The sequence below is a fragment of the Sphaerotilus hippei genome (assembly GCF_003201595.1).
Classification (GTDB): domain Bacteria; phylum Pseudomonadota; class Gammaproteobacteria; order Burkholderiales; family Burkholderiaceae_C; genus Sphaerotilus; species Sphaerotilus hippei.
On the sequence record NZ_QJJS01000027.1, the window covers coordinates 16,359 to 33,272 of the forward strand.

A 16,914-nucleotide genomic window follows, 5' to 3' on the forward strand; every position below is an offset into this window, starting at 1 on the left:
GCCCACGGAGCGCTGTTCTGTTGGTATCGCCGATTTTCCTACGGTCGCTTCGCGGCGACTCCAGTTCCATGACCCGCTCCGATCTCGTTGCCCTGCTGGCAGAGCGTTTTGGGCAGCTGACCCACCGCGATGCCGAGTTCGCCGTCAAGACCATGCTCGACGCGATGTCCGATGCACTGGCGCGTGGACACCGCATCGAGATCCGTGGCTTCGGCAGTTTCTCGATCAACCGCCGCCCGCCCCGCATCGGTCGCAATCCGCGCTCCGGCGAGCAGGTGACCATTCCCGAGAAGCTGGTGCCGCACTTCAAGCCCGGCAAGGCGCTGCGTGAGGCGGTGGACCTGCCCATGGCGGCCGAAGCCGCTGCTGCCGCGGCAGCAGCCGACACGCCGGCGCAGGCCGGATGACCTGCTCGCCTGCCGCACCACCGGATGCGATGGGTGGTCCGGGCGCCGGTAGAATCCGCCGCTGATGCGTGTCCTCCTCTGGCTCGTTCGAGCCTTTCTCTTTTTCGTGCTCTTCGCCTTCGCGCTGAACAACCAGCACGAGGTGCAGCTGCACTGGTTCTTCGGCCTCGAGACCCGTGCGCCGATGGTGCTGGTGGTGCTGGGCTGCTTCGGCGTCGGTGCGGTGCTCGGCGTGCTGGGCATGCTGCCGAACTGGTGGCGTGCACGCCGCCAGGCCCACCGCCTGGAAGCCCGCCTGACGAAGGAGCCCGAGACCGGCGCCCGCTCGTCGGCCGCACCCGTGGCCCCTGCCGAGCCCCTGCTTCCCCCCCGCGATGGACTTTGAACTGCAGTGGCTGCTGATGGGCCTGCCCGTCGCGTTCGCGCTGGGCTGGCTGGCCTCCCGGCTGGATCTGCGGCAGTGGAAGCACGAGGTCGAATCGTCTCCCCGCGCGTATTTCAAGGGGCTGAACCTGCTGCTCAACGAACAGCAGGACAAGGCCATCGATGCCTTCATCGAGGCGGTGCAGCACGATCCGGGCAGCTCCGACCTGCACTTCGCGCTGGGCAACCTGTTCCGTCGCCGGGGTGACTACGAACGGGCCGTGCGGGTGCACCAGCATGTGCTGGGCCGCGCCGACCTGCCGGTGGCCGAGCGTGACCGTGCCCAGCACGCGCTGGCGCAGGACTACCTCAAGGCCGGCCTGTTCGACCGCGCCGAGGCCGCCTACCAGCAGCTCGAGGGCACGGCCTTCGCCACCGACGCCCGGCTCGCGCTGCTGACCCTCTATGAACGCTCGCGCGACTGGCGCCAGGCGCTGGAGGTCGCGCGCGGTCTCGAGGCGGTGGCCGCCGGCTCCTTTGCCGGGCGCATCTCGCACTACTGGTGCGAGATCGCGCTGGAGGCCGAGGCGCAGGGCCAGCTCGACGACGCGCAATCCGCGCTGCAGCGGGCCCGCGAGGCGGCGCCGCAGGCGGCCCGCCCGCTGGTGCTGCTCGGCCAGCGCCAGCTGCGCCGGGAGCAGCCGGCCGAGGCGATGGCCACCTGGGCGCTGCTGGCGACCATCCATCCCGATGCCTTCTCGGTGGTCGCGGCCGACTACGCCGCCGCGGCCACGGCCTGCGGGGCCCAGGCCGTGGCCATGGAGCTGCTGCAGGGCCTGCTGAAGCAGTCGCCGTCGTCGGACGTGCTGGCCGCCTGGCTGAAGCTGGCGCCCGAGCACGCGCAGCGCCGCGAGGCGCTGCTCCAGGCGCTGCAGCACCAGGCCTCGCTGAGCCCGGCCCTGGCGCTGCTGCAGGACACGCCCCAGGTCGCCGACGAGGCCGCCCAGCAGGCCATCGTGCGGTCGATGACGGCCGCGCTCAAGCCGCTGCGGCGCTACCGCTGTGCCGCCTGCGGCTTCGAGGCGCATCATTACTTCTGGCAATGCCCCGGCTGCCAGGGCTGGGACACCTACCCGCCGCGCCGTCTCGAAGATCAATGATCTCCCGACCGGTGCCCGCCGCCTGGCGTGGTGGCACCGGCCTCCTGCCCCGGGACCCCCGCGGGCCGATCGCACATGATGAGCAGCTCTTCCACTCCTTCCGCCTCTCCCGCCGCGACGCCGGTGCTCACGCCGCAGCGCCTGGCAGGCGCCCGCGTGCTGGTGGTCGGCGACGCGATGCTGGACCGCTACTGGTTCGGCGCGGTCGACCGCATCTCGCCCGAGGCACCGGTGCCGGTGGTCCGGGTCACGCGCGAGGAGGAGCGCCTGGGCGGCGCGGCCAACGTGGCGCTCAATGTCAAGACGCTGGGCGCGCAGTGCACGCTGCTGACGGTGGTCGGTGACGACGAGCCGGCGCGCAAGCTGCGCCAGCTGCTCGAAGAACAGGGCGTGGCCACCGTGCTGGGCAGCGACCCCAAGCTCTACACCATCGTCAAGCTGCGCGTCATCGGCCGCTCGCAGCAGCTCATCCGCATCGACTTCGAGAACCAGCCCGAGAGCGAGGTGCTCGCGCAGATGCTCAGCGACTACGAGCGCGTGCTGCCCGAGCACGACGCGGTGCTGTTCTCCGACTACGGCAAGGGCGGGCTGACCCACATCCCGCGCATGATCGAGCTGGCGCGTGCGGCGGGCAAGCCGGTGCTGGTCGATCCCAAGGGCAGCGACTACCGCCGCTACGCCGGCGCGACCACGCTGACCCCCAACCGCGCCGAGCTGGCCCAGGTGGTCGGCGCCTGGGGCAGCGAGGCCGACCTGCACCAGCGGGCCCACGCGCTGCGCGAGCAGCTCGGCCTGGCCGGGCTGGTGCTGACGCGCTCCGAGGACGGCATGTCGCTGTTCGAGACCGATGCCACCGGCGCGCCGACCCATGTGCAGGTGCCGGCCATGGCGCGCGAGGTGTTCGATGTCACCGGGGCCGGCGACACCGTCATCGCCACGCTGGCCGCGCTGCTGGCCTGCGGCCTGGACCTGGCCGAGGCGATGCCGCTGGCCAACCGCGCCGGCAGCATCGTGGTCGGCAAGTTCGGCACGGCCAGCTGCAGCTACGAAGAACTGTTTGCGAAGGAAACGCCATGAGAGTCATCGTCACCGGCGCGGCCGGCATGATCGGCAGCAACCTGGTCCATGCGCTCAACCGCCTGGGTGCCCGCGAGGTCATCGCGGTCGATGAGCTGACCGACGGTCCGAAGTACCGCAACCTGCTGGGCAGCACGCTGGCCGACTACTTCGACCGCGACGAGTTCTACAGCCGTTTTGCCGCCGGCGAGCTGGGCCGCATCGATGCGGTCTTCCACGAAGGCGCCTGCTCCGACACGATGGAGCACGACGGCAAGTACATGATGGAGACCAACTACCGGTGCTCCAAGACCCTGCTCGATGCCTGTCTGGCCCAGGGCACGCGCCTGTTCTACGCCAGCTCGGCGGCGACCTACGGCGCCAGCGACACCTTCCGCGAGGAGCCCGCCTTCGAGCAGCCGCTGAACGTCTACGGCTACTCCAAGCTGCTGTTCGACCAGGTGGTGCGGCGCCACCTGCCCGCGCTGACGGCCGGACAGCAGGTCGTGGGCTTCCGCTACTTCAACGTCTACGGCCCGCGGGAGCAGCACAAGGCCCGCATGGCGAGCGTGGCCTTCCACCACTTCCACCAGTTCCGCCAGCACGGCCACGTGAAGCTGTTCGGCGAGTACAACGGTTACGCCCCGGGCATGCAGAGCCGCGACTTCGTCTCGGTCGACGACGTGGTCGCGGTGAACCTGTGGTTCCTGCAGAACCCCGGCCGCAGCGGCATCTTCAACCTCGGCAGCGGCCGGGCCCAGCCGTTCAACGACGTGGCGCACGCCACCGTCAACGCCTGCCGGGCCCTGGACGGGCTGCCGGCACTGAGCCTGTCCGAGCAGGTGGCCCAGGGTCTGGTCAGCTACATCGACTTTCCCGACGCGCTGCGGGGCAAGTACCAGTGCCACACCGAAGCCGACCTGGCGCGCCTGCGGGCCACCGGCTGTGATCACGCCTTCGCCGACGTGGCCACCGGCGTGCGCCGCTACGTCGACTGGCTGGCGGCCCAGCCCCAGGCCTGAAGTCCCGCACCCGGTCCCCCGACGGAGTGACCCCGAAGGGGGATGCGCCGTCGGGTCCGGCTCCTTATCGTGAGGGCTCCTCTTCCCTCATGTCCAAGGAGCCGACCATGTGGATCTCGAACTTCCGCCGCCTTGCCCTCGCCCTGAGCCTGACCGTGCTGAGCCTGGCCGCCCAGGCGGCGGCGGTCGATGTCAACAAGGGCACCCAGGCCGACCTGGAGACGGTCAAGGGGGTCGGGCCGGGCATCTCCGGCAAGATCCTCGAGGAACGCAAGAAGGGCAGCTTCCGGGACTGGGCCGACTTCATCGACCGCATCTCCGGCATCGGCCCGGGCAATGCCGCCAAGCTCTCCACCGCCGGCCTGACGGTCAACGGTTCCACCTACGGGGGCACCGCGGCGCCCGCCCCGGTGGAAGGCAAGGCGGCAGCCGGCGACAAGTCCGCCCGCAGCGCCAAGGCGGAGCCGTCCGCGGCCAGGTGAGCCCCGGCCCGGTGGTGCAGGGCAGCGGCCTGCGCCGCTGGCACCTGCCAGCCGAAGAAGTCGATCACCTCGTCACGCCGGGCCAGCGTGTCGTTTTCCCCCAGCGCCATCAGTGCCTGCGTGTACGGCGCCTCGAACAGCAGGTAGCTGGCCAGGGCGGCCCCCGTCGCGGTGCTGCCCTGGCCGCTGACCCCGACGGCCCTCAGCAGGGCGCGGATCGGCGCGGGCAGGCTGTCGAGGTGGCGCGCGGCCAGGTCATCCAGCCGCTGGCTGGGGGCGATCACCAGCGCCCGGATCGGCTTGAGGCTGGTGCGGCCCAGCGCCTCATGCGGCAGCAGCGACAGCGTCGCGTTGATGCGCTCCAGCCGCTCGATGTCCACCGCCAGCGCATCCAGGAAGATGCTCGACATCGCATGGCCGGCGATCTGCGCCACGCTCGGGTAGTGGCCGCTGGTGAGCCGGTGTCCGGGCGGCTCGTGCATGCGCCCGGCACCGATGATCAGGATGCGTTCGGCCCCCAGGTGCACGGCTGGCGAGATCGGCGCGGCCTGGCGCATCGAGCCGTCGCCGAACCACTCCGGCTCGCCACCGACCTCCAGGCTCACCGAGGGAAAGATGAACGGAATCGCGGCCGAGGCGAGCAGGTGGTGCACACCGAGCCGGCTGCGCACGGCGATGCGCTGCGAGCGCTGCCAGCGGGTCGGCTCGTGCAGGCTTTCGTAGAAGGTGACGTGATGCCCGGTGGTGTAGCTGGAGGCGGTCACCGCCAGCGCCTGCAGGTGGCCCTGGGCCATCAGTGCCGGCAGCCGATCGAAGGCGACCATGCGCTGCAGCAGCGACTCGAGCGGGCTGTTGTCGAGCAGGGAGCGTGGCTTGATGCGGCGCACCCGGGCCAGCATCCAGCCGAAGGACATCATCGTGAGCCAGCGTGCGCCGGTGCGCATCACGCCCAGCGAGTCGGCGCGGTAGACCTGTTCGGCACGGAAGTGGCGCCAGACCTCGGCCATGTCGGCGACGGCCGACTGGAAACGATCGGCCTGGCAGGCCAGCGCCGAGGCGTTGATCGCACCGGCCGACGTGCCGGCGATCACCTGGAAGGGGCTCGAGGCCGGCGCGCCGCACTCGCGCGCCAGCGCGGCGATCGCCCGCAGCACGCCGATCTGGTAGGCGGCCCGGGCGCCGCCCCCGGTCAGCAGCAGGCCGGTCGGGCCGGTGATCCGGTGCTGGGCAGGCGAGATGTCCATGCGACCAGTCTAGCGGCGCCTCCGGGGCCTGCGAACCGGTCTGGAACGCCGTCTCTGCCGGCCGTCTCCACCGATCCTCGGGGTCTTCCCCGAGTCGCCTCAGTCGCGGCGCGGGCCGTGGCCCTGGCCAGGATGGCGGTCGTCGGAGCGGCGATCGGATCCGTGGCGCTCGTCCCACCGGTCGTCCTGGCGGTCCCCGCGGCGATCGTCACGCCGGCTCTCCCGCCGGTCGTCGCCACGCCGGTCGTGGTCACGCATCACGTGATCGTTGTACCAGCGGTCCTGCACAAAATAGACCGGCACGTTGCAGGCGCCGTAACGCTGGCAGTGCCGGCTCCATTGGCGGCGGTGGCCCGGGGGCACCCACAGGTAGACCGGCTCGGGCGCGTAGGCCCGTGGCGGCTGCTGGATCACGACGGGCCGGGCGACGATCACGCCGGGGTCCGGAAAGCGTCCGATGTCGACCCGGCCGTACACGCCGGGCTGGCTGATCTCGACCGTCACGCCCACCGACGGGTTGGCCTGGGCGGCAGGCGCCACCAGCGCGGCGACGGCTGCACCTGCGGCCCACAGGGCCGGAAGGACTCGCTTTTTCATTGCTACGGACTCCAGCGGCCACACGGCCGTGGACCCTTAACGCGGCAGTACCGACCGGCGCCGACCGGGTCGGGCTGCCGGTCGGTGAGCACCCGGTTCTTGCGTGTCAGTTCGTTTCTTCGCCGTAGACCAGCTGGGCGGCGTCCGGCTGGCCACCCTGCATCAGCAGCAGGGCCTCGTCGCTCGGGAAGAAGCGCACCGCCTCGCCCAGGTCGACCTCGCCGACCGCATGCTCCCGCTCGATCAGCAGGCGCACGCCCACGCCCTGCACCAGGTCGCCCTGTTCGGTCTCGATGCGGCGCGCCGGGTGCTCGCGCAGCAGCTGCTCGATCGGGGGCGGCAGGCCGCTGGAGGTCTTCAGGCGCAGGAAGCGGGCATGGCGGCAGCGGGCGGTCGCCAGGTCCCAGATCTGCGTCACGTTGAAGCGCACCCCGCCGCTGAACCGGTCGGGCTGGGCCTTGCCCTGCAGGATCAGCAGCTCGTCGTCCTTGAGCAGCTGGGTGCTGGCGTTGAGCAGTTCCTCGGCCACCACCGACTCGATCGAGGCGGTCTTGTCGTCGAGCTTGAAGATCGCGACCTTGCCGCGGTGGCCGTTGACGATGCGCAGGTCCGAGACGATGCCCGCCAGCATCTGCGGGTCGCGGCTGTCGCTGAGCTCGTCGATGCGGCGCCGGCAGAAGCGCCGCACCTCGGGCTCGACCTGATCGAACAGGTGGCCCGACAGGTAGGAGCCGATGGCCACCTTCTCGTGCGTGAGCCGGGTCTTGACGTCCCAGGTCGCGGCGGGCACGTAGTCGGGCTCGCGGGTGGAGCTGCCGTGGTCGTCGCCGAAGTCGAACAGGCCGCCCTGGTTGGCATTGGCGACCTGGGTGTCGGCGTAGTCGAGCGCGAGGCTGACGCTGGCCAGCAGCTGGGCGCGCCCGTCCATGCCCAGCGGATGCAGGGTGTCGAAGGCGCCAGCCTTGATCAGCGCCTCGATCACGCGCTTGTTGATGCTCTTGCGGTCGACGCGGTTGGCGAAGTCGAAGATCGAGGTGAACGGGCCACCGGCGTCGCGTGCGGCCACGATCGCCTCGATCGCGCCCTGGCCCGTGCCCTTGATCGCGCCCAGGCCGTAGCGCACCCGCTTGCGGCCTTCCTGGCCGGGCGCCGGCTCGAAGCGGTAGACCCCCTGGTTGACGTTGGGCGCCTCGAACTCGACGCTGAACTTCAGCGCGTCCTCGCGCAGCACCTTCAGCTTGTCGGTGTCGTCGAGTTCGATGGTCATGTTGGCCGCGAAGAACTCGGCCGTGTAGTGCACCTTGATCCAGGCCGTGTGATAGGCCAGCAGCGAGTAGGCGGCGGCGTGCGACTTGTTGAAGCCGTAGCCCGCGAACTTCTCCATCAGGTCGAAGACCTCGTCGGCCTTGTCCTGGCTGATGTCCTTCTCGGCCGCGCCCTTGCGGAAGATCTCGCGGTGGGCGGCCATCTCCTCGGCCTTCTTCTTGCCCATCGCGCGGCGCAGCATGTCCGCGCCGCCCAGGCTGTAGCCACCCAGCACCTGGGCGGTCTGCATCACCTGCTCCTGGTAGACCATGATGCCGTAGGTCTCCGACAGCACCTTCTCGACCAGCGGGTGGGGATACTCGACCGTCTCGCGGCCGTGCTTGCGCGCCACGAAGCTCGGGATCAGGTCCATCGGGCCGGGGCGGTAGAGCGCGTTCAGCGCGATCAGGTCCTCGAGCCGGCTCGGCTTGGCGTCGCGCAGCATGCGCTGCATGCCGCCCGATTCGAACTGGAACACCGCCTCGGTCAGGCCGTCGGAGAACAGGCGGTAGACCCGCGCGTCATCGAGCGGGATGGTCTCGAAGCTGAAGTCCTGGCGCTCCGGGTGGCGCGCGACGATGAAGTCCTTGGCCAGCTCCAGGATGGTCAGCGTGGCCAGGCCCAGGAAGTCGAACTTCACCAGGCCGATGGCCTCGACGTCGTCCTTGTCGTACTGGCTGACGGCGCTGTCGCTGCCGGGCTGCTGGTACTGCGGGCAGAAGTCGGTGATCTTGCCCGGCGCGATCAGCACGCCTCCGGCGTGCATGCCGATGTTGCGCACCATGCCTTCGACGCGCATGGCCAGGCTGAGCAGCTCGGCCACTTCCTCTTCGTTCTTCTCGCGCTCCTCGAGCTCCGGCGCCTCCAGCCGCGCGTAGATCACGCCGCCGTCCGGCTCGGCCGGCACCCGGGCCAGCGTGACCGACTTGCCCGGCGGGGCCGGGATCAGCTTGGCGATCGAGTCGACGTGGCCGTAGCCCATGCCCAGCACCCGGCCGATGTCGCGCAGCGCGGCCTTGGCGGCCATCGTGCCGAAGGTCGCGATCTGGCTCACCGCCGGGCGGCCGTACTTCTCCTTGACGTAGTCGATGACGCGGTCGCGGTTGCCCTGGCAGAAGTCGATGTCGAAGTCGGGCATCGAGACCCGTTCCGGGTTCAGGAAACGCTCGAACAGCAGGTTGTAGTGCAGCGGGTCGAGGTCGGTGATCGACAGCACGTAGGCCACCAGCGAGCCGGCGCCCGAGCCCCGGCCCGGTCCGACCGGGCAGCCGTTGGCCTTGGCCCAGCGGATGAAGTCCGACACGATCAGGAAGTAGCCCGGAAAGCCCATCTTCAGGATGGTCGTCAGCTCGAACTCCAGCCGCTCGACGTAGCGCGCCCGCTCGGCGTCGCGCCGGGCAGCGTCGGGGTAGAGCAGGGCGAGCCGCTCTTCCAGGCCCTCGAAGGACAGCTGGCGGAAGTAGTCGGCCATCGGCATCGAGGAGCCGTCGGCCAGCATCGGCGTGGGAAAGTTCGGCAGCTGGGGCTTGCCCAGCACCAGCGTCAGGCTGCAGCGCTGCGCGATCGCCAGCGTGTTGGCCAGCGCCGAGGGCAGGTCGGCGAACAGCTCGGCCATCTCGGCCTGGGTCTTGAAGTGCTGGTCGCGCGAGAAGCGCCGGATGCGCTTGGGGTTGCCCAGCGCCTCGCCTTCGGCGATGCACACCCGGGCTTCGTGGGCGTCGAAGTCGTCGGCCTCCAGGAACTGGATCGGGTGCGTGGCCACCACCGGCAGGCCGAGCTCGGCGGCCAGCGGCACGGTGGCGCGCACATTGGCCTCCAGTCCCGGCAGCTGGGCGCGCTGCAGCTCGAGGTAGAAACGTCCGGGGAAGAGGCCGGCCAGCCGGCGGGCCAGCTCGCCGGCGCGGCTGCGGTCGCCCTGGGCCAGCGCCTGTCCGACGCAGCCCTGCAGGCCGCCCGACAGCACGATCAGCCCGTCGCCGAGTTCTTCCAGCCAGTCCCATTTCACCCAGGCCTGGTTGCGCTGCACGTTGGTGATCCAGGCGCGCGACAGCAGTTCGCAGAGGTTCAGGTAACCCTGGCGGTCCTGCACCAGCACCATCAGGCGCGAGGCGGGGCGTGTCTCGCCGGCGGCGGCCGGGCCTTCGGGCTCCAGCCAGAGGTCAGCGCCCAGGATGGGCTGCACGCCCTTCTTGCGCGCCGCGTTGTAGAACTTGATGCCGCCGAACAGGTTGCTCAGGTCGGTGATGGCCATCGCGACCTGGCCGTCCCGGGCCGCGGCCTGGACCACGTCGTCGATTCTCAGGGTGCCGTCGACAACGGAATACTCGGTGTGGGTGCGCAGATGGACAAAGCTCATCGAGCGATTCTAGTGAAGCGCGTCAGGCGGGCGAGCGCTCCCCCGGTGCAGGCTCCTGGTACACCCGGACCCGGTTGCGGCCCTCCCGCTTGGCGGCGTAGAGCGCGGTGTCGGCCCGGGAGATGATGCGGGCCAGGTCGGTCTCGCCCGGCCGGCAGGTGGCCACGCCCACGCTGATGGTCACCTCGATCGGGGCCGGATGGCCCGGCGCCTCGATGCGCAGGCTGGCGACGCCGTTGCGCAGCCGTTCGGCCTGTTGCCAGGCCCCCTGCACGGTGCAGTCGGGCATCAGGATGACAAATTCCTCGCCGCCGTAGCGCGACACCAGGTCGCCGCGGCGGCACCATTGCCGGCAGGCTTCACCGATCGCGTCGAGCACCGCGTCGCCGCAGATGTGGCCATGCCGGTCGTTGATGAGCTTGAAGTGGTCCAGGTCGAACACCGCCACCGCGATCTCGGCCCCGCGCCGGTGCAGCGCCGGCAGCTGGGCCCCGCCCAGCGCCATGAAGCCGCGGCGGTTGAGCAGGCCGGTCAGGAAGTCGGTGTTGGACTGGTCACGCAGCAGCTCGATCAGGTTCTGCCGTTCCCGCTCGAGCGCCTGGCGCTCCAGGCTGTCCTGGCGCAGCAGCTCGAGCGCCCGCAGCAGGTCGCCCACCTCGTCCCGGGCGCCGTGCTGCGGCACCGGCTGGTCGAGGCGGCCGGCGGCCAGCGCCGACACGATGGCGGTCGAATCGGTCAGCGGCTGCACCACCCGCCGGTTGACGATCACCACGACGCTGACCAGCAGCAGCAGCGTCAGGCCCGCCCCGGCCGCCGCCCAGCTCAGGCGCAGCGCCGCCCGGTCCCGCTCGGCCCGGGCCTGGGTCAGTGCCTGCTCGAGCAGCGCGTCGCGCAGCAGCAGGAACGAGTCCATGTCGGGCACGTAGCGGGCCGCGAACCCGCTGGTGTCGAGCTCGAACCGGCCGTCCGACATGCCGATGCGCAGCTGCTCGGCGATGAAGGCCTGGGTGTCGCCGAAGTAGCGCTGCTGCATCAGCGCCATCGCCTGGGCAACCTGTGGCGTGGCCGGCAGCGTGCTGGTGCTGCGCTGCAGCTGCTGGCGCAGCTCCTCGATGCGGCCGCGCAGGTGCTCGATGGCCAGTCGTTCATCGAGGCCCAGCACCTGGCGCCGGGCCAGCGCCGAGGTGAACAGCGAACCCAGCCGGCCGGCCAGCTCGCGCAGGTCGGCGGCCCGGCGGGCGGCGGTCAGCGGGCCGGCCAGCTCCGGCGCGGCCTGGCGGGCCTCGTCGGTGAAACGGGTGGCCACCGGGGCCAGGTCATCGATGACCTCGAACATGTCCGAGACCGCCTGGCGCAGTTCGCCGGCGCGGCGCTGCGGCGCCGGCTTGGCGGCGATCCGGTCCACCTGGGCCCGTGCGGCCTTCAGGCGCTCCCGGGTGTCGCCCAGGTGCCGCGACGCGTCCTCGCCGGGCGGCAGCTGCGCGTGCAGCGCGTCAAAGGCCGCATCGGTCCGCTCGCGTGCCTGGGCCAGGCGCTCGAGCGACCCGGCCGGGGTGGGCAGGTCTTCACCCATCACGCCGTTGGCCGGCCCGCGTTCGCGCGAGGCCATTTCCGCGACCCGCAGCACGTCCTGCAGGCGCCGTGCGCGGGTCAAGCCGGCCTCGCTGTCTGCCAGGTGGGTCCACTCGATGCGCACCACCCACGCCGCGAGCAGCAGCACCAGGCTGCTGATCAGCGCCCCGATGCCGATCAGCAGGGATCGCAGGCGCAGGGAGCGGCCGGGACGGCACGCCGGGTCGGAGCTCATCGGAGTCGCAATCGGCGGACTCCGATCGGATGCAGGGTCATGACGAGGAGGCGCTGTGATTCAGGTCACGGTCGTTGCCGTGATCATCGGTTCATTGTGAACCACGACTCAGCCGTGAAACCTCTATGTACCCCGCGTGGGTCTTGTGCGGCATCAATTTTTCCTGTCACGACCTTGTCATGACCGTGCACCAGAGTGGCGCGTTGTAACGAGGTGTGCAACAAGACATGAATCATCTGGTGGTGGGCCTGGGGGGCACCGGCGAGCGCCTCTGGCGTGAGCTGGTCGCCCGTCGCACGGGGGGAGCAGGGGAGGCGGCGCGGGTGGTGGCGCTGCTGCTGGACCAGGGGGAGCCGGACCGCCCGTCCGGGCGCGACGAAACGCCTCAGGTCCAGCGCCTGATGCTGGCGGCCACGCCCGCCGAGCGCCAGGCCCTGCGGCTCGGCCGGCCGGACCTGGACCGCGACGAGCCCCGTGCCCAGGTGCGGCTGCTGTTGGCTGCCCGCCACAGCGAGGTGCTGGCTGCGCTGCAGCGCGTGCGCGCCCTGTCGGGCGGCGAGCCCCTGTGCTGCCACGTGCTGCTGCAGCTGGGCAGTGCGACCGGTGCCGGCCTGCTGATCGACCTGCTCGGCCTGCTGCGCCTGCAGCTGCCTGCGGGCACGCCGATCTGCCTGCATGCCCAGCTGCCCGAACCCGACACGGCCGGCACCACGCCGTGGCCGGCCGCGCAGGCGCAGGCCGCCGTGTTGCTGCAGGAGCTGCAGGCCCTGGCCGACGGCGCCGGCTGGCCCGGGTCGCTGGCGGGCGGCGACGGCACGGCGGCCCTGCAGGGCGTGCCGGCCTTCGACCGCTGCTGGCTGAGCGCGGCGATGGACGAGGACGGCCTGCAGCCGCGTGACGCCCTGCAGCGCCTGCAGCACGGCGCCGGCTGGCTGCAGCTGCTGATCGATCCACCGACGCCGGCGCTCGCGGGCCTGCTGGCCGGGTCCGGCCCGCAGCGCTTCGCGGCCGCCGGCCATGCCCGGGTGCGCTGCGATGCCCGGGCGATCCGCACCCACCTCGGCCACGAGCTGCTGCTGCGCCTGCTCAACCAGCTGCGCTACCAGCACTGGCGGCCCGCGCTGGGGGTGGTCGGCCACCCGTCGCCGCTCGATCGGGACGTGCAGGTCGACGAGGCCCGGCTGGGCGCCTGGGGCCTGTCGGTCGAGCACCTCTGGCTGCGCGCGGGCATGGCCGAGATCGACGTTCCCGATCAGCCCGAGGGCCAGGTCGAGCAGCAGTGGCAGCAGTTGACCGCTCATGCGCTCGGGCTGATCGAGGTCGTGCCGCCGGCGCAGCGGGCCGAGACGCTGCGCCGGCTGATGGACGAGGCCCGCGACGAGCGTTTCCGCGGCGTCGGCGTGCAGGCGGCCTTCGACCTGCCCGAACATGAACTGCAGCGCCGCGCGGTGGCGGTGCGCCAGCGCATCGAGCGCACGCTCTGGGACGACTGGCGCGACCGGCGCCGTTCCCTGCACGGCTGTGGCCAGCTGATGGCCCGGGTGCTGGGCTGGCTCGACCAGCAGGCCCAGGTCCTCGAGGAACATCGCCGCGGCCGCGAGATGCAGGCGCTGCAGCTCGGCCAGCAGGCCGATGCGCTGATGCCGGCCTCGGGCCGGGTGCGCGGTGGCGTGTGGTCGCTGCTGGGCGCCGGCCGGGCCCAGGACCTCAAGCCGCTCGCCTTCCTGCTGCGCGATGCGGCGCTGGCGCGCACCTGGGCGCTGCAGGCGGCGCTGGCGCTGCGGTTCTGCGTCCAGCTGCAGGTCCAGCTGACGACGCTGCAGGGCATGATCGACAGCAGCGAGCTGGCGCTGGGCGCGCTCGCCCAGGGGGTCGACCGGACCGCCGCCGCGGCCCTGCCCGAGCCGCGGGAGGCGACGGCCGCCGATGTGCTGCAGGCCGATGCCCGGCTCGAATCCCGCGAGCTGCTCGCCGAGCAGCGCACCCGGCTGGTGACCGGCGAGGCGGTGCTGCGCCCGCATCTGGACACGCTGTGGCCGATGGCCTTCGCCCGCTGGGGCGACCGGCCGAGCTTCCGGGCGCTGGCCCAGTGGCTCGACGAGGACGCCAGCCTGCCGGCGCTGCTCGCCTTGTGCGAGGCCCGGCTGCCGGCCGACGCGGTGCAGCAGGTCGAACAGGCCGCCTGGGCCCGCCTGGGCGCGGCCTGGCAGGCCGATCCGGCCCGCCGCGCCCTCGATCTGGACACGCTGCGCCGGCAGGCGGCCGTGCCGATGGCGCTGCAGCCGGGCGCCATCGCCACCGTGAGCGAAGGCCGGGCCGGGCCGCAGGCCCTCGCGCCGGAGGGGCCGGGCGCGGCGGACGATGCCGAGCCGGCGGCCGACGTGCTGCTGACGTGGCGGGTGCTCACCCCGGCGACGCTGGCCGCCTGGCGCCGCGTGCAGTCCCTGCAGCAGCTGCTGCAGGCCCATCGGCGCGGCCAGGGCAGCGCGGCACGGGCCCTGCAGCTCGAGCCCGGCCGGGTCTGGCCGGACCTGGTGCCGCCGACCGAGGCGCAGCGGCAGGCGCACACCCGTGCCGTGCTGCTGCTGGCCGATGCGCTGGGCTGCATCGGCCCGGCTGACCCGGCGTCGGCCGGCTCGGCGCTGGTCTGGGTGCGCCGTGATGGGGACGGCTTCGAGATCGAGCGTCACCCGCTGGGGCATGACCTGGGCGAGGCCGCCGCGGGGCAGGGCTCGCCGGTGGTCGACGCCCTGCACGACACCGTGCTCGACACGCTGCTGGCGCACGAGCCCGACGCCGACACCCTCGTGCGGCTGCGCGACACGATGCTGCACCGCATCGACCGGCTGCGGCCGGGCTGGCCCGCCGAAGGCCGGGACCTTGAATCGCGGGCCTGGAACGACGCGGCCCGCACCGCGATGAAGATCCTCCGACAGGACATGACCCCATGAACGCTCCCGCCTCCCTGGGCATCTGCACCCATCTGCCGTCGGCCTGCAGCCATGCCGCCTCGCGCACCCCCGTCCCGATGGACGGCCCCGACAGCCGCTGCCCGGAATGCCGCTCCCGCCTGCTGCCGTTCGGCGGGTCCACCGCTACCTCGACGACGCTGCCCCTGCCGATCCTGGCCGCCGCGCTGGTCGGCCTGCTGGTGCTGGCCGCCGCGGTGGCCTGGTGGTTCCTGCGGCCGGCGGCCCAGACCGATCCCGCACCGGCCAGGGTCGCGGCCGGGCCGGCCATCGCCTCGTCGGGGCCGGCCTCGTCGCGCGTGGCGCCGGCCGGCACCCGGCTGCTGCGGGTGCATGGCTCCAACACCGTGGGCGCCCGCCTGGCGCCGGCCCTGCTCGAAGCCTTCCTGCGCGAGGACGGCTACAGCGAGTTCAGCCTGCAGCCCGGCGCCCGGCCCGAAGAGCGCCGGCTGCTGGCCCGCAGCGCCGACGGCCGCTCGAGCGTCGAGGTCGAGCTGCATGCCCACGGCACCGCGACCGCCTTCACCGGCCTGGCCAGCGGCGTCACCGATGTCGGCGTGGCTTCGCGGCCGATCAAGCCCGAGGAGCTGGCCGGCACGAAGTCGCTCGGCGACCTGAGCGCCGCCGGCAGCGAGCACGTGATCGCGCTCGACGGCGTGGCGGTGATCGTGCACCCCGGCAACCCGGTGTCGCGGCTGAGCCTCGAGCAGCTGCGCCGGCTGTTTGCCGGACAGGTCAAGGACTGGGCCGAGGTCGGTGGCACGCCCGGGCCGGTGTCCGTGCATGCCCGCGACGACCAGTCGGGCACCTGGGACACCTTCAAGTCGCTGGTGATGGGCAAGGAGGCGCTGGTCACCACGGCCCGGCGCCACGAGGACAGCGGCCAGCTGTCCGAGGCGGTGGCGCTGGACCCGCAGGCCATCGGCTTCATCGGCCTGCCCTACGTGCGCAACGCCCGCGCCGTGGCCGTGTCCGACGGCGCTGCCGCCCCGCTGCGCCCCAGCCGCTTCACGGTGGCCACCGAGGACTACCCCCTCTCGCGCCGCCTCTTCCTCTACGTCAGCCCCAAGGCGCCTGAGCTGGCCCGCCGCTTTGCCAACTTTGCGGTGTCTGACGAGGCCCAGCGCGTGGCCGACGCCCAAGGCTTCATCGGCCAGGTGCCCGACACGGCAGACGCCACCGCCGCATCGCCCGCCGCCGACCTGCCCCCCGTCTACCGCAGCCTGACCGGCGAGGCCCGCCGCCTGTCCGTCAACCTGCGCTTCCTCAACGGCTCCGACCGCCTCGACAACAAGGCCCGGCGCGACCTGGACCGCATCGTCAAGCTGCTGGAGCGCAGCGCCAGCAAGAACGAGAAGGTCCTGCTCCTGGGCTTCTCCGACAACGCCGGCGGCACCTGCGTCAACCAGCGCCTGTCCCAGCAACGCGCCGACACCGTGGCCACCGAACTCGCCACCTACGGCGTGCGCCCCGCCGTCATCCACGGCTTCGGCCCCGCCGCCCCCGTGGCCGCCAACGACAGCCCCGCCGGCCGCGAACGCAACCGCCGCGTCGAGGTGTGGCTCACCTCCCGCCCCGTCACCGCCCCCCGCGCCGAGGCGTGCAAATAAGCAGCCATCCCCCGCGCTGCCTTCACACCAACCCAGCGGGCCCATGCGGCCCGCTTTTTTGCGCCCTAAAACGCCCGCACCGGCAAAGTCGCACGCCACCCCCGTGCTGAGCGCTGGACGGTGCCAGGACCGCGCCGTAAGCTGGCAAAAAAAGTAAATCAACTCAGGGAGAGATGATGAATACCGCACCGTACCCTCACCGAAAGTTTGTAAACGCGTGCCGCTTTTGCCGGAAATTTAGTGCTGTATGAAAGCACAGTCAAGCGGAGGATTTCAATGAGCTATCAATGGCTTGGCAGCGCCGGGGCGCTCCGATCTAGAGCGTGTTATGAACTTGCCGCAAGCCGTCCGGCGCTGAAGATAAGCTGACCCCGTGACCAGAAAACCCTACCCGAGCGACATCAGCGAAGAAGAGTGGCATTTTGTGGCGCCGTACCTGAGGCTGATGGATGTGAACGCGCCGCAGCGCCGCCACGACCTGCGCGAGGTGTTCAACGCGCTGCGCTGGCTGGCGCGCGCGGGAGCGCCCTGGCGAC

The 16,914-nt window shown here is 71.7% G+C and carries 13 protein-coding genes; 9 read left to right on the forward strand and 4 right to left on the reverse strand.

Annotation, left to right across the window (positions count from 1 at the left end; all coding sequences use genetic code 11):
• Positions 1-68: 68 nt before the first annotated feature.
• The 6 genes from C7444_RS19035 to C7444_RS19060 all read left to right on the forward strand — a co-directional run bounded on the left by C7444_RS19035 (position 69) and on the right by C7444_RS19060 (position 4,490).
• Positions 69-407: an integration host factor subunit beta gene (locus tag C7444_RS19035; protein ID WP_245909643.1), complete on the forward strand. Its 339-nt coding sequence runs from the start codon at positions 69-71 to the stop codon at positions 405-407.
• A 64-nt stretch (positions 408-471) separates the two neighbouring features.
• On the forward strand, positions 472-792 hold the full coding sequence (locus C7444_RS19040; protein WP_110402440.1) for a LapA family protein: 321 nt from the start codon (positions 472-474) through the stop codon (positions 790-792).
• A complete protein-coding gene (gene lapB / locus C7444_RS19045; RefSeq protein WP_110402441.1) occupies positions 782-1,930 on the forward strand; it encodes a lipopolysaccharide assembly protein LapB in 1,149 nt (382 codons plus the stop codon). The genes C7444_RS19040 and lapB overlap by 11 nt, the downstream gene beginning before the upstream one ends.
• Positions 1,931-2,008: 78 nt before the next feature.
• Complete coding sequence (gene rfaE1, locus C7444_RS19050) at positions 2,009-3,007, forward strand: D-glycero-beta-D-manno-heptose-7-phosphate kinase (protein WP_110402452.1); 999 nt, start codon at positions 2,009-2,011, stop codon at positions 3,005-3,007.
• Positions 3,004-4,008 (forward strand): ADP-glyceromanno-heptose 6-epimerase, encoded by a 1,005-nt coding sequence (rfaD, locus tag C7444_RS19055; RefSeq protein ID WP_110402442.1) that lies wholly within the window; start codon positions 3,004-3,006, stop codon positions 4,006-4,008. The genes rfaE1 and rfaD overlap by 4 nt, the downstream gene beginning before the upstream one ends.
• A 107-nt stretch (positions 4,009-4,115) precedes the next feature.
• On the forward strand, positions 4,116-4,490 hold the full coding sequence (locus C7444_RS19060) for a ComEA family DNA-binding protein (protein ID WP_110402443.1): 375 nt from the start codon (positions 4,116-4,118) through the stop codon (positions 4,488-4,490).
• Here the strand turns inward: C7444_RS19060 and C7444_RS19065 are convergent.
• From C7444_RS19065 to C7444_RS19080, 4 genes are all read right to left on the reverse strand, one after another.
• Complete coding sequence (locus C7444_RS19065) at positions 4,391-5,734, reverse strand: patatin-like phospholipase family protein (protein ID WP_245909644.1); 1,344 nt, start codon at positions 5,732-5,734, stop codon at positions 4,391-4,393. The genes C7444_RS19060 and C7444_RS19065 overlap by 100 nt on opposite strands.
• Before the next feature lie 99 nt (positions 5,735-5,833).
• On the reverse strand, positions 5,834-6,331 hold the full coding sequence (locus C7444_RS19070) for a hypothetical protein (protein ID WP_110402444.1): 498 nt from the start codon (positions 6,329-6,331) through the stop codon (positions 5,834-5,836).
• Positions 6,332-6,437: 106 nt separating this feature from the next.
• Positions 6,438-9,992: a DNA polymerase III subunit alpha gene (gene dnaE, locus C7444_RS19075; RefSeq protein ID WP_110402445.1), complete on the reverse strand. Its 3,555-nt coding sequence runs from the start codon at positions 9,990-9,992 to the stop codon at positions 6,438-6,440.
• Positions 9,993-10,014: 22 nt separating this feature from the next.
• Positions 10,015-11,799, reverse strand: coding sequence for a GGDEF domain-containing protein (locus tag C7444_RS19080; protein ID WP_110402446.1), 1,785 nt, complete (start codon positions 11,797-11,799; stop codon positions 10,015-10,017).
• A 227-nt stretch (positions 11,800-12,026) separates the two neighbouring features.
• Here C7444_RS19080 and C7444_RS19085 point away from each other — a divergent pair, with 227 nt between their 5' ends.
• From C7444_RS19085 to C7444_RS19095, 3 genes are all read left to right on the forward strand, one after another.
• Positions 12,027-14,750, forward strand: coding sequence for a hypothetical protein (locus tag C7444_RS19085; RefSeq protein WP_146219451.1), 2,724 nt, complete (start codon positions 12,027-12,029; stop codon positions 14,748-14,750).
• Positions 14,747-16,378, forward strand: coding sequence for a substrate-binding domain-containing protein (locus C7444_RS19090; protein WP_110402448.1), 1,632 nt, complete (start codon positions 14,747-14,749; stop codon positions 16,376-16,378). Before C7444_RS19085 ends, C7444_RS19090 begins: the two co-directional genes overlap by 4 nt.
• A 373-nt stretch (positions 16,379-16,751) precedes the next feature.
• The coding region (locus C7444_RS19095; protein WP_146219452.1) for a transposase at positions 16,752-16,914 on the forward strand (163 nt) is incomplete at its 3' end.